The sequence below is a fragment of the Nonomuraea sp. NPDC049637 genome (assembly GCF_040675235.1).
Classification (GTDB): Bacteria; Actinomycetota; Actinomycetes; order Streptosporangiales; family Streptosporangiaceae; genus Nonomuraea.
The window spans coordinates 103,706-116,147 of sequence record NZ_JBFAOM010000001.1 but is presented as its reverse complement, the minus strand read 5'-3'; the positions used below and the strand labels follow the sequence as shown (position 1 = coordinate 116,147).

The 12,442-nt window shown below is 71.0% G+C and carries 10 protein-coding genes; 5 read left to right on the top strand and 5 right to left on the bottom strand.

Going from position 1 to position 12,442, the window contains the following annotated elements; all coding sequences use genetic code 11:
* Positions 1–6: 6 nt before the first annotated feature.
* The 5 genes from arcC to AB0J71_RS00475 all read right to left on the bottom strand — a co-directional run bounded on the left by arcC (position 7) and on the right by AB0J71_RS00475 (position 4,980).
* Positions 7–942 carry a carbamate kinase gene (arcC, locus tag AB0J71_RS00495; RefSeq protein WP_352322606.1) on the bottom strand — a complete coding sequence of 312 codons (936 nt, stop codon included), beginning with the start codon at positions 940–942 and terminating at the stop codon, positions 7–9.
* Positions 943–1,947, bottom strand: coding sequence for an ornithine carbamoyltransferase (gene argF / locus AB0J71_RS00490; RefSeq protein WP_364331553.1), 1,005 nt, complete (start codon positions 1,945–1,947; stop codon positions 943–945).
* 55 nt (positions 1,948–2,002) lie between these two features.
* Complete coding sequence (locus AB0J71_RS00485; protein WP_352322604.1) at positions 2,003–3,247, bottom strand: arginine deiminase; 1,245 nt, start codon at positions 3,245–3,247, stop codon at positions 2,003–2,005.
* On the bottom strand, positions 3,244–4,629 hold the full coding sequence (locus AB0J71_RS00480) for an amino acid permease (protein WP_364411725.1): 1,386 nt from the start codon (positions 4,627–4,629) through the stop codon (positions 3,244–3,246). Before AB0J71_RS00480 ends, AB0J71_RS00485 begins: the two co-directional genes overlap by 4 nt.
* A 135-nt stretch (positions 4,630–4,764) precedes the next feature.
* Positions 4,765–4,980 (bottom strand): DUF3040 domain-containing protein, encoded by a 216-nt coding sequence (locus AB0J71_RS00475; protein ID WP_352322602.1) that lies wholly within the window; start codon positions 4,978–4,980, stop codon positions 4,765–4,767.
* 226 nt (positions 4,981–5,206) lie between these two features.
* Here AB0J71_RS00475 and pyrR point away from each other — a divergent pair, with 226 nt between their 5' ends.
* The 5 genes from pyrR to carB all read left to right on the top strand — a co-directional run bounded on the left by pyrR (position 5,207) and on the right by carB (position 12,406).
* A complete protein-coding gene (pyrR, locus tag AB0J71_RS00470) occupies positions 5,207–5,752 on the top strand; it encodes a bifunctional pyr operon transcriptional regulator/uracil phosphoribosyltransferase PyrR (protein WP_352322601.1) in 546 nt (181 codons plus the stop codon).
* On the top strand, positions 5,749–6,666 hold the full coding sequence (locus tag AB0J71_RS00465) for an aspartate carbamoyltransferase catalytic subunit (RefSeq protein ID WP_352322600.1): 918 nt from the start codon (positions 5,749–5,751) through the stop codon (positions 6,664–6,666). Before pyrR ends, AB0J71_RS00465 begins: the two co-directional genes overlap by 4 nt.
* 67 nt (positions 6,667–6,733) lie before the next feature.
* Entirely contained in the window at positions 6,734–8,029 is a 1,296-nt protein-coding gene (locus AB0J71_RS00460) for a dihydroorotase (RefSeq protein ID WP_352353187.1), read from the top strand.
* Complete coding sequence (gene carA, locus AB0J71_RS00455) at positions 8,026–9,132, top strand: glutamine-hydrolyzing carbamoyl-phosphate synthase small subunit (RefSeq protein ID WP_352322598.1); 1,107 nt, start codon at positions 8,026–8,028, stop codon at positions 9,130–9,132. The genes AB0J71_RS00460 and carA overlap by 4 nt, the downstream gene beginning before the upstream one ends.
* A complete protein-coding gene (carB, locus tag AB0J71_RS00450) occupies positions 9,119–12,406 on the top strand; it encodes a carbamoyl-phosphate synthase large subunit (protein WP_364411722.1) in 3,288 nt (1,095 codons plus the stop codon). The genes carA and carB overlap by 14 nt, the downstream gene beginning before the upstream one ends.
* Positions 12,407–12,442: the final 36 nt, after the last annotated feature.

The following is a 12,442-nucleotide window of genomic DNA, read 5'->3' as shown; positions in this document are numbered from 1 at the left end:
GGTCTCCTAGAGGGTGCTCGTCAACGGCCACATCCCGTTGGGCGTGACAATCGTGCCCGCGGAACCGGCGAGTATGTCCTGCGCCTCGTCCAGCCTGCCGATGGCGGCCATGTCGCCGGTCGTCTCGACGAACCGGCACACCGCCTCGACCTTCGGTCCCATCGACCCGGCCGGGAAGCGCAGGCCGCGCAGCTCGTGCGGGGTGGTGCAGGCGATCTCGCTCTGGTCGGGGGTGCCGAAGCCGCGGTACACCCGCGGGACGTCGGTCAGGATGAGGAAGGCGTCGCACTCCAGCGCCTCGGCCAGCATCGAGGCGGTCAGGTCCTTGTCGATGACGGCCTCGACGCCCGCCAGCCGGCCGCGGGCGTCCCGCACGACCGGGATGCCGCCGCCGCCCGCGCAGACCACCACGACGCCCTCGCGGACCATCCTGCGGATCAGCCGGGTCTCCACGATGCGCTGCGGGGTGGGGGAGGGGACGACGCGGCGCCAGTGGTCGCCGTCCTGCTTGACCGTCCAGCCGTACTCGGCGGCCAGTTTGCGGGCCTCGTCCTCCTCGTAGATCTGGCCGACGAACTTGGTGGGGTCGTCGAAGGCCGGGTCGACGGCGCTGACCAGGGTCTGGGTGACCATGGCGAGCACCTGCCGGCCGGGCAGGGCGTTCTGCAGCGCCTGCTGCATCCAGTAGCCGAGCATGCCCTGGGTCTGCGCGCCGAGCGTGTCGAAGGGGTAGGGCCGGCTCAGGTTCGGGTCCGCGGCGCTCTCCAGCGCCAGCATGCCGACCTGGGGGCCGTTCCCGTGGGTGATGACCAGCTCGTGCTCGCCGGCCAGCTGCGCCAGCGTCCTGACGGCGGTGGCGATGTTGTCCCTCTGCACGTCGGCGTCCGGCTTCTGGCCGCGCTTGAGCACCGCGTTGCCGCCGAGTGCGACGATGACCCGCATTCAGTCCCCCAGGGTTGCGACCATGACCGCTTTGATGGTGTGCAGCCGGTTCTCGGCCTCGTCGAAGACGATGGAGCGCGGCGACTCGAAGACCTCGTCGGTCACCTCCAGGGCCTCCAGGCCGGTCCTGGCGTGGATGTCGGCGCCGACGCCGGTCTCCCGGTTGTGGAAGGCCGGCAGGCAGTGCATGAACTTCACGTCCGGATTGCCGGTGGCCCGGACGACGTCGTCGTTCACCTGGTACGGCAGCAGCAGCTCGATCCGCTCGTCCCACACCTCCTTCGGCTCGCCCATCGAGACCCACACGTCGGTGTAGAGGAAGTCGGCGCCCCTGACGCCCTCGGCCACGTCCTCGGTGATGGTGATCCGGGCGCCGGTGGACCTGGCCAGCTCCTCGGCGGGCCGCACCGCGAGGTCCCGGTCGGGCCGCAGCGCCGCCGGGGTGACCAGCCGGATGTCCAGGCCGAGCAGCGCGCCGGTGACCAGCAGCGAATGGCCGGTGTTGTTGCGCGCGTCCCCCAGGTAGGCGAGGGACACCTCGCGCAGCGGCTTGTCGCTGTGCTCCTGGACGGTGAGCATGTCGGCCAGCATCTGCGTGGGGTGCCACTCGTCGGTCAGGCCGTTCCACACCGGCACGCCGGACAGCGCCGCCAGGTCCTCGACGTAGGACTGCTTGCTGCCCCGGTACTCGATGCCGTCGAACATGCGGCCCAGCACCCGCGCGGTGTCCCTGACCGACTCCTTGTGCCCGATGTGCGAGCCGGCCGGGTCCAGGTAGGTGACGTGCGCGCCCTGGTCGTGGGCGGCCACCTCGAACGCGCAGCGGGTGCGGGTGGAGGTCTTCTCGAAGATGAGCGCGATGTTCTTGCCCTTGAGCCGCTGCCGTTCGATCCCGGCGTACTTGGCGGCCTTCAGCTCCGCCGACAGGTGCAGCAGGAAGCCGAACTCCTCCGGCGTGAAGTCCAGTTCCTTGAGGAAACTGCGGTTGCGCAGGTTGAACGCCATGTCGCCCCTTCCCTGAAGCCGCCCGGGCGCCGTCCGGGTGCCGGCCGGATGTCCGCTAGATGCCGTCGCGCTCCAGCGGGCAGCTCATGCACCGCGGGCCGCCGCGCCCTCTGCCGAGCTCGCTGCCCCGGATGGTGATGACCTCGATGCCGTTGTCGCGCAGGTGGTTGTTCGTGGTGGTGTTGCGCTCGTAGGCGATGACGACGCCGGGCTCGACGGCCAGGCCGTTGCAGCCGTCGTCCCACTGCTCGCGTTCGGCGGCGTACACGTCCTGGTGGGGGGTCAGGACGGTGATGTCGTCCATGTCGAGGGCGCGGGCGATGGCCTTGTGCATGTCCTGGGGCGGGTGGTCGGTGACCCGCAGCTCCTTGGAGGTCTCGCCCGGCTCGATGGTGTACGCCGGCAACATCCCGAGCCCGGCGTACTTGGTGAACACCCCGACGTCGAGCATGGTCATGACCGTGTCGAGATGCATGAACGCGCGCGCCTTCGGCATGTCCAGCGCCACGATCCGGGTCGCGGACCCGGCCGCGAACAGCCGCTGGGCCAGCATCTCGACCGCCTGCGGCTGGGTGCGCTCGCTCATCCCGACCAGCACCGCGCCGCGCCCGATGACCAGCACGTCGCCGCCCTCCAGGGTCGCCGGGGCCATCGCGTGGCCGGGCAGCCAGCAGTGGAAGCCGCCGTCGTAGGGCCGGTCGAAGCCGGCGGCGAACATCGGGTGGAACCGGTAGACGGCCTCCAGGTTGACCGTCTCGCGCATGCGGGCCTTCTTGCGCATCGCGTTGATCGACACGCCGTCGTAGATCCAGCAGGAGGTGTCGCGGGTGAACAGGTGGTTGGGCAGCGGCGGCAGGACGAAGTCGTCGTCGGCGGTGGTGTGGAAGGCCACCGACTTGGGGTCGCAGCCCATCGCGACCAGCTCGCGCTTGGTGATGCCGCCGGTCAGGTGCATCTGCAGGGTGCCGGCGTCCATGCCGTCGAGGGTATTGCGGATGTCGTCGATGGCGGTCGGGCCGAGCCAGCGTTCGTCGATGACCGCGTCCAGGATGTGCTTGCGGGCCTCGGGGATGTCCACCACGTCGCGCAGGAGGTCGGCCAGCATGTGGACGACGATGCCGCGCCCGCGCAGCACCCGCTCGAACTCCTCGTGCTCCTCCACCGCGCGCTGCACCCACAGCACGTCGTCGAACAAGAAGGCGTCCTTGTTGCTGGGCGTCAGCCGCTTGAGGGCCAGCTCCGGCTTGTGCAGCAGGACCTGGCGCAGTCGGCCGACCTCTGAATCGACATGAAAGGTCATTTTTCAGATATCCCCTCAGGGCGCCGGACATCACGCGGGCCGTACTCGCCGTGTCTGGCCTTCAGCCAGACGTAGACGGGCACGCCGACCAGCATCATCAGCGTCCCGCCGAGCACGGCGGGGGGCCCGGAGCCGTACGCCATCCAGAACGAGAACAGCAGCGCGAGCACCGCGACGGCCAGGTCGCGGGCCAGCCGCCCGCGGTCGATCCGCCGCTCCCGGGTGACCAGCCAGAACAGCTGCGCGGCGGCCGAGAAGAAGTACGGGATGACCGTGGTGAAGGAGGCCAGCAGCACGATCGTGTCGAAGGCGTTGGCGGAGGCGTAGCCCACCAGCAGCATGAGCGAGGTCAGGACGGTCCCGGCCAGGATGCCCGTCAGGGGCGCGCCGCGGCGGGTGACCACGGAGAAGGCGGGCGGGAACATGCCGTCCTTGGCGGCGGCCAGCGGCATCTCGGCGACCAGCAGGGTCCACCCGTTCAGCGCGCCGATGCCCGAGACGACGGCGCAGGCCGCCATGAGCAGCCCGCCGCCGGTGCCGCCGAACATGTGGTCCAGCGCCGCGGCGAAGGGCGCGGTGGACCCGACGAGCTCGTCCTGCGGCACGGTGCCCATCACGGCGACCGTGCTGAGGATGTACATGACGGCGCACGCCAGCACGCCGATGACGCTGGCCCGGCCGATCGTGCGGACCGGGTCCCTGACCCGGTCGGCCGCGATGGCGGCGCTCTCCACGCCCGAGTAGATGAACAGCGTGACCGCCCCCGCCAGGGAGACGGCCGAGACCCAGCCGCCGCCGCTGGCGTTGAACTGCGGGTAGTTGTCCTGGTGCACGAAGAACAGGCCCACGATGGCCACGAACAGCAGCGGCGCGAACTTCAGGACCGTGGTGACCACCTGGAAGGCGGCCGCGTTGCGCACCCCGGCCAGGTTCACCACGGCCGGGATCCACAGCCCGGTCAGGCCGATGAGGATCGCGCCGAGCGTGCTGCCCCAGTTGAGCCCGAACAGGCCCTGGGCCAGGTACTGGACGTAGCCCACCCACGCCACGGCGATGGCCGCGTTGCCGATCCACGCGGTCAGCCAGAACGACCAGGCGATCCAGAACCCGGCGAACTCCCCGAACGCCTCGCGGGCGTAGGCGTAGGGGCCGCCCGCCGCCGGGGTGCGCCCGCCCAGGCGGCCGAAGACGATCGCCATCGCGATGGCGCCCGCGGTGACCAGGACCATGGAGACCAGGCTCACCGTGCCGAACGCGGCCAGCGAGGCCGGCAGCAGGAAGATGCCGGTGCCCACGACGTTCCCCATGACCAGCGCGACGGCCGCGCCGAGGCCGAGACCGCCGGCGGCCGCCGGGCGCCTCCCGCGCGCCGCCGTGGTCACGCCTTCCGAGGGTGGACGTGGTTCCCCCATGCGTGCCCCCCGCGCGAGTCCCCAGGAAGAGCCGCCGCCGAGCGCGTACGGCCCTCGGGGACGTGCCCTACGCGAAGGACGCCGACACGGGAGGTTGCGGGGGTTTTACCTGATCACGGCGTGCGGCAGGGGGTCGGGTGAACCGGTCAGCAGCAGCACGACGGCGAACACCGCCAGGCACAGCGCCATCAGCGCCAGCGGCCAGGCCAGCGACGCCGGAGCGCCGTGCCGGGACATGGCCGCGTACAGCTCGGGGTCCTCGTCCCTGACCTGCCGGGCGATGGCCTTGAGCACCGACCGCTCGCGTGCCGACAGCGCCATGTGAAACCTCCCCCGAGAAGACTTAGAGCAGGTTTTATACCGGTATGTCGGTAATTGCCAAATTCGCCCGGCTGACCGGGCCGAACGGCCGGCCGGGACGCCCGCCACACCCGGACGGCAGGGCGGGGCGCTCACGTTGTACCAGGTAGCCCCTGGTACTGTGTGTCCCGACCAACACCCTTTTAAGACCCGTCCCGTGAGGCGGGAAAGGTGGTGAGATCCCTCCATGTCCGATTCCAGGGCCGTGCTCGAAGGCCCGGACATCCACCGGGCGCTGACCCGAATCGCGCACGAGATCCTCGAACGCACCAAGGGCGCCGGTGACGTCGTCCTCCTCGGCATCCCGACCCGCGGCGCCACGCTCGCCCGCCGGCTCGGCGACCGCGTCGAGCAGTTCGAAGGGCTCAAGATCCCCGTCGGCTCGATCGACATCACCATGTACCGCGACGACCTGCGCCGCGGCCCCGTCCGCCCGCTGGGGCGCACCGAGCTGCCGCCCGACGGCATCGACGGCAAGGTGGTCGTCCTCGTCGACGACGTGCTCTACTCCGGCCGCACCGTCCGCGCCGCGCTCGACGCGCTCAACGACCTCGGCCGCCCGACCGCCGTGCAGCTCGCCACGCTGGTCGACCGCGGCCACCGCGAGCTGCCCATCCGCGCCGACTACGTGGGCAAGAACCTGCCCACCGCCAAGAGCGAGAAGGTCAAGGTCTACCTCTCCGAGATCGACGGCCGCGACGCCGTCCTGCTCATGAAGGAGGACGACAGGTGAACCGGCACCTCATCTCGGCGGGCGACCTCACCAAGGACGACGCGCTGCTCATCCTCGACACCGCCGAGGAGCTGGCCAGGGTCTCGGAACGATCCATCAAGAAGCTGCCCACGCTGCGCGGCCGCACGGTGGTCAACCTGTTCTTCGAGGACTCCACCCGCACCAGGATCTCCTTCGAGGCGGCGGCCAAGCGGCTGTCGGCCGACGTCATCAACTTCTCGGCCAAGGGGTCGAGCGTCTCCAAGGGCGAGTCGCTCAAGGACACCGCGCTCACCCTGGAGGCCATGGGCGCCGACGCCGTCGTCATCCGCCACGGCTCCTCCGGCGCGCCGCACCGGCTGGCCGGCTGGGTGCGCGGCAGCGTCGTCAACGCCGGCGACGGCACCCACGAGCACCCCACGCAGGCGCTGCTCGACGCCTTCTCGATGCGCCGCCGCCTCGGCGGGCTCGAAGGCCGCCGGGTCACCATCGTCGGCGACGTGCTGCACAGCCGGGTCGCCCGCTCCAACGTGCTGCTGCTCAACACGCTCGGCGCCGAGGTCACCCTGGTCGCGCCGCCCACGCTGCTGCCCGTCTCGGTCGGCACCTGGCCGTGCGAGGTGTCCTACGACTTCGACGCCGTGCTGCCCAAGTCCGACGCGGTCATGATGCTGCGGGTGCAGAAGGAGCGGATGAACGCCGCCTACTTCCCCAGCGAGCGCGAGTACTCCCGCCGCTACGGCCTCGACCGCGACCGCTTCGCCAAGATGCCGGACGAGGCCATCGTCATGCACCCCGGGCCGATGAACCGGGGCATGGAGATCGCCGCCGAGGTGGCCGACTCGCCGCGCTCCACCATCGTGGAGCAGGTCGCCAACGGCGTGACCATCCGCATGGCCGTCCTGTACCTGCTGCTCGGGGGAGAGATCCAGTGAGTGAGCGGAGCGAACGAACCAGTAGGCACAGCATCATGATGATCGTCGTGCCGACGAAGGAGGCACGATGATCATCAAGAACGTGCGGATCCTCGGCGGGGAGCCGGTGGACCTGCGGATCGCCGACGGGCGCATCGCCGAGATCGGCGCCGGCCTCGACGCCGGCCCCGGCGGCGAGACCGTCGACGGCGGCGGCGCGATCGCGCTGCCCGGCCTGGTCGACCTGCACACCCACCTGCGCGAGCCCGGCCGCGAGGACGCCGAGACCGTCCAGACCGGCACCCAGTCCGCGGCCCGCGGCGGCTACACCGCCGTGCACGCCATGGCCAACACCTCGCCCGTCGCCGACACCGCCGGCGTGGTGGAGCAGGTGTGGCGGCTCGGCCGCGAGTTCGGCCACTGCGACGTGCAGCCGGTCGGCGCGGTGACCGTCGGCCTGGAGGGCAGGCAGCTCGCCGAGCTCGGCGCGATGGCCGACTCGGCGGCCCGGGTCCGGGTCTTCTCCGACGACGGCAAGTGCGTCAGCGACGCCGTGCTGATGCGCCGCGCCCTGGAGTACGTCAAGGCGTTCGACGGCGTCGTCGCCCAGCACGCCCAGGAGCCCAGGCTCACCGAGGGAGCCCAGATGAACGAGGGCGTCGTCTCCGGCAGGCTCGGCCTGACCGGCTGGCCGGCCGTGGCCGAGGAGGCGGTCATCGCCCGCGACTGCCTGCTGGCCGCGCACGTCGGCTCCCGCCTGCACGTCTGCCACGTCTCCACCGCCGGCTCGGTCGAGATCATCCGCTGGGCCAAGTCCAAGGGCTGGAACATCACCGCCGAGGTCACCCCTCACCACCTGCTCCTCACCGACGACCTCGTCGAGGAGTCCCCGGTCGGCGCCTACAACCCGATCTACAAGGTCAACCCGCCGCTGCGCACGCACGCCGACGTCCAGGCGCTGCGCGCCGCGCTGGCCGACGGCACGATCGACGTCGTCGCCACCGACCACGCCCCGCACCCGGTCGAGGACAAGGAGACCGAGTGGCCGGCAGCGGCCATGGGCATGATCGGCCTGGAGACCGCGCTGAGCGTCGTCCAGGAGGCCATGGTCGAGACCGGGCTGCTCGACTGGGCCGGGGTCGCCGAGCGCATGTCGATCACCCCCGCCCGCATCGGCCGCCTGTCCGGCCACGGCCGTCCGCTGGAGCCGGGCGCGCCGGCCAACATCACGCTGTACGACCCGTCGGCCCGCACCGAGGTGGACCCCTCCGCCTACGCCTCCAAGAGCAGGAACACCCCGTACGAGGGGATGACGTTGCCCGGCCGGGTGGTGGCCACGTTCCTGCGCGGCACGCCGACCGTTCTCGAAGGGAAGCTGGTTTGAACACCGCGGTGCTCGTCCTGGAAGACGGCCGCGTCTTCCACGGAACTCCTTACGGCGCCGAAGGCGAGACGTTCGGCGAGATGGTCTTCAACACCGGCATGACCGGCTACCAGGAGACCCTCACCGACCCCTCCTACCACCGGCAGATCGTCGCGATGACGGCCCCGCACATCGGCAACACCGGCGTCAACGACGAAGACCCCGAGTCGGGCCGCGTCTGGGTCGCCGGGTACGTCGTGCGCGAGCCGTCCAGGATCGTCTCCAACTGGCGGGCCGACCGCTCGCTCGACGACTACCTCAAGCAGCAGGGCGTCGTCGGCATCGCCATCACCGGCACCCGCGCCCTGACCCGCCACCTGCGCGAGCGCGGCGCGATGCGGGCCGGCATCTTCTCGGCTCCCTCCGCGACGGTCGAGGAGCTCGTCGAGCGGGTGCGGCGCGCGCCCGCCATGGAGGGCGCCGACCTGGCCGCCGAGGTGGCCACGGCCGAGCCCTACGTCGTGCCCGCCGTGGGCGGGAGGCGCTTCACGGTCGCCGCCGTCGACCTCGGCATCAAGGGCATGACCCCGCAGCGCATGGCCGAGCGCGGCTGCGAGGTGCACGTGCTGCCCGCCACGGCCACGTACGAGCAGATCATGGCGGTCGGGCCCGACGGCGTGTTCTTCTCCAACGGCCCCGGCGACCCCGCCACCGCCGACGTGTCGGCGCTGCGGAGCGTCCTTGAGGCCGGGGTGCCGTTCTTCGGCATCTGCTTCGGCAACCAGCTGTTCGGCCGGGCGCTCGGGCTGTCCACGTACAAGCTGCGCTACGGCCACCGCGGCGTCAACCAGCCGGTCCAGGACGTGCGCACCGGCAAGGTCGAGATCTCGGCCCACAACCACGGGTTCGCCGTCGAGGCGCCGATCGGCGAGCCGTTCGAGACCCCCTACGGCCCGGCCGAGGTCAGCCACGTCAACCTCAACGACCGGTGCGTGGAGGGCCTGCGCCTGCTCGACGGGCGCGCCTTCAGCGTCCAGTACCACCCCGAGGCCGCCGCGGGTCCGCACGACGCCGCTTATCTCTTCGACGAGTTCTGTGAGGTCATGAGCCGTGCCCAAGCGTGAGGACATCCGGTCGGTCCTGGTGATCGGCTCCGGCCCGATCGTGATCGGCCAGGCGTGCGAGTTCGACTACTCCGGCACGCAGGCCTGCCGCGTGCTGCGGGCCGAGGGCTTCCGCGTCATCCTGGTCAACAGCAACCCGGCCACGATCATGACGGACCCCGAGTTCGCCGACGCCACGTACGTCGAGCCGATCACCCCCGAGTACGTCGAGAAGATCATCGCCAAGGAGCGCCCCGACGCGCTGCTGCCCACCCTGGGCGGCCAGACCGCGCTGAACACCGCGGTCGCGCTGCACGAGTCGGGCGTGCTGGAGAAGTACGAGGTCGAGCTGATCGGCGCCGACTTCGATGCGATCCAGGCGGGCGAGAACCGCGAGAAGTTCAAGGAGATCGTCGCCAAGGTCGCCCGCGAGCACGGGCTCAACGCCGAGTCGGCCAAGTCGGTCATCTGCCACACGATGGAGGACTGCCTGGCCGCCGCCGGCGAGCTGGGCTACCCGCTGGTCGTACGGCCCAGCTTCACCATGGGCGGCGTCGGCTCCGGCTTCGCCTACGGCGAGGACGACCTGCGCCGCATCGCCGGCGCCGGCCTCGACGCCTCGCCGACCACCGAGGTGCTCCTGGAGGAGTCGATCCTCGGCTGGAAGGAGTACGAGCTGGAGGTCATGCGCGACAAGGCGGACAACGTCGTCATCGTGTGCTCCATCGAGAACATCGACCCGATGGGCGTGCACACCGGCGACAGCGTCACCGTCGCGCCCGCGCTGACCCTGACCGACCGCGAGTACCAGAACATGCGCGACGTGGCCATCGCGGTCATCCGCGAGGTCGGCGTGGACACCGGCGGCTGCAACATCCAGTTCGCCGTCGACCCGCGCACCGGGCGCATGATCGTCATCGAGATGAACCCGCGCGTCTCCCGCTCCAGCGCCCTGGCCTCCAAGGCCACCGGCTTCCCGATCGCCAAGATCGCCGCCAAGCTGGCCATCGGCTACACCCTCGACGAGATCCCCAACGACATCACCAAGGAGACCCCGGCCTCCTTCGAGCCGACCCTCGACTACATCGTGGTCAAGGTGCCGCGCTTCGCCTTCGAGAAGTTCCGCGGCGCCGACCGCACGCTGACCACGCACATGAAGTCGGTCGGCGAGGCCATGGCCATCGGCCGTTCCTTCACCGAGGCGCTGCAGAAGGCGCTGCGCTCGCTGGAGAAGAAGGACTCCGCCTTCACCTGGGCGGGGCCCGTCCAGGACAAGGACGAGCTGCTGGCGGCCTGCCGCACCCCGCACGACGGGCGGCTGCGCACGATGCAGCAGGCCGTGCGCGCGGGCGCGACCGCGGCCGAGCTGTTCGAGGCCACCAGCGTCGACCCCTGGTTCCTCGACCAGCTCCTGCTGCTGGAGGAGGAGGCCCGGGAGATCGCCGCCGCGCCCGAGCTCACCGCCGCCGCGCTGACCCGCGCCAAGCACCACGGCTTCTCCGACGCGCAGATCGCCGAGATCCGCGGCGTCGAGGAGGCCCACGTGCGCGGCCTGCGCCACGCGCTCGGCGTGCGGCCGGTCTACAACACCGTCGACACCTGCGCCGCCGAGTTCGCCGCCAGGACGCCGTACCTGTACTCCACCTACGACGAGGAGACCGAGGTCCCCTCCGGCGAGCGGGAGAAGGTCATCATCCTCGGCTCCGGCCCCAACCGCATCGGGCAGGGCATCGAGTTCGACTACGCGTGCGTGCACGCCTCCTTCGAGCTGTCGCGGGCCGGGTTCGAGACCGTCATGGTCAACTGCAACCCCGAGACCGTCTCGACCGACTACGACACCTCCGACCGGCTCTACTTCGAGCCGCTCACCCTGGAGGACGTCCTGGAGGTCGTGCACGCCGAGCAGCAGACCGGCCCGGTCGTGGGCGTGATCGTGCAGCTCGGCGGCCAGACGCCGCTCGGCCTGGCGCAGGCGCTGAAGGACGCAGGGGTGCCCGTGGTCGGCACCTCGCCCGAGTCGATCCACCTGGCCGAGGAGCGCGGCGCGTTCGGGCGGGTGCTGGCCGAGGCCGGGCTGCCCGCGCCCAAGCACGGCACCGCGCTGACGGTGCCCGAGGCGCTGGAGATCGCCGGGGAGATCGGCTACCCGGTGCTCGTCCGGCCCTCGTACGTGCTCGGCGGGGCAGGCATGGCCATCGTCTACGACGACGAGACGCTGACGACGTACATGGCGGCCCAGGAGGGCGGCCACCCGGTCCTGGTGGACAAGTTCCTCGACGAGGCCATCGAGATCGACGTCGACGCGCTCTACGACGGCCAGGAGCTGTTCCTCGGCGGCGTCATGGAGCACATCGAGGAGGCCGGCATCCACTCCGGCGACTCGGCCTGCGCGCTGCCGCCGCTCACGCTCGGCAGCCACGACGTCAAGCGCATCCGCGCCGCCACCGAGGCCATCGCCGCCGGGGTGGGCGTGCGCGGGCTGCTGAACGTCCAGTACGCCATGTCGGCCGGCGTCCTGTACGTCCTGGAGGCCAACCCGCGGGCCAGCCGTACCGTGCCGTTCGTGTCCAAGGCGACGGCCACGCCGCTGGCCAAGGCTGCGGCCCGGGTGATGCTCGGCTCCTCGATCGCCTCGCTGCGCGCGGAGGGCATGCTGCCGGCCACCGGCGACGGCGGCACGCTGCCGCTGGAGGCGTCCATCGCGGTCAAGGAGGCCGTGCTGCCCTTCAACCGCTTCCGGGGCGTCGACACCGTGCTCGGGCCCGAGATGCGCTCCACGGGCGAGGTCATGGGCATCGACGCGTTCTTCGGCGTGGCGTTCGCCAAGTCCCAGGCCGGGGCCTACGGCGAACTTCCGACCAAGGGACGCGCGTTCGTGTCCGTGGCCAACAGGGACAAGCGTGCGATGATCTTCCCTGTGAAGGCACTGGCCGACCTCGGCTTCGAGATCCTCGCCACCGAGGGCACGGCCGAGGTGCTGCGCCGCAACGGTGTCCATGCCAAGATCGTGCGAAAGCACAGCGAGGGGACCGGGCCCGGAGGTGAGCCTACGAGCGTGCAGGCGATTCTCGACGGCGAGGTGGACCTGATCGTCAACACGCCGTTCGGCAGCCCCGGTCAGTCCGGGCCGCGCCTGGACGGCTACGAGATCCGCACCGCGGCGGTGCTGCGCGGCATCCCGTGCATCACCACCGTCGCGGGGCTGGCCGCGGCGGCGGCCGGGATCCAGGCGATCGTCCGCGGCGACGTCGGCGTGCGGTCACTCCAGGAGCACGCACAGGCACTACGCGGCTGACCCGCGCGGGAGGTGAAGACGACTGGCCGGCACACC

Bases quoted from the DNA above. Each gene is read 5' to 3' on its own strand.
- arcC (WP_352322606.1), bottom strand. From the start codon at position 942: ATGCGGGTCATCGTCGCACTCGGCGGCAACGCGGTGCTCAAGCGCGGC.
- argF (WP_364331553.1), bottom strand. From the start codon at position 1,947: ATGGCGTTCAACCTGCGCAACCGCAGTTTCCTCAAGGAACTGGACTTC.
- AB0J71_RS00485 (WP_352322604.1), bottom strand. From the start codon at position 3,247: ATGACCTTTCATGTCGATTCAGAGGTCGGCCGACTGCGCCAGGTCCTG.
- AB0J71_RS00475 (WP_352322602.1), bottom strand. From the start codon at position 4,980: ATGGCGCTGTCGGCACGCGAGCGGTCGGTGCTCAAGGCCATCGCCCGG.
- pyrR (WP_352322601.1), top strand. From the start codon at position 5,207: ATGTCCGATTCCAGGGCCGTGCTCGAAGGCCCGGACATCCACCGGGCG.
- AB0J71_RS00460 (WP_352353187.1), top strand. From the start codon at position 6,734: ATGATCATCAAGAACGTGCGGATCCTCGGCGGGGAGCCGGTGGACCTG.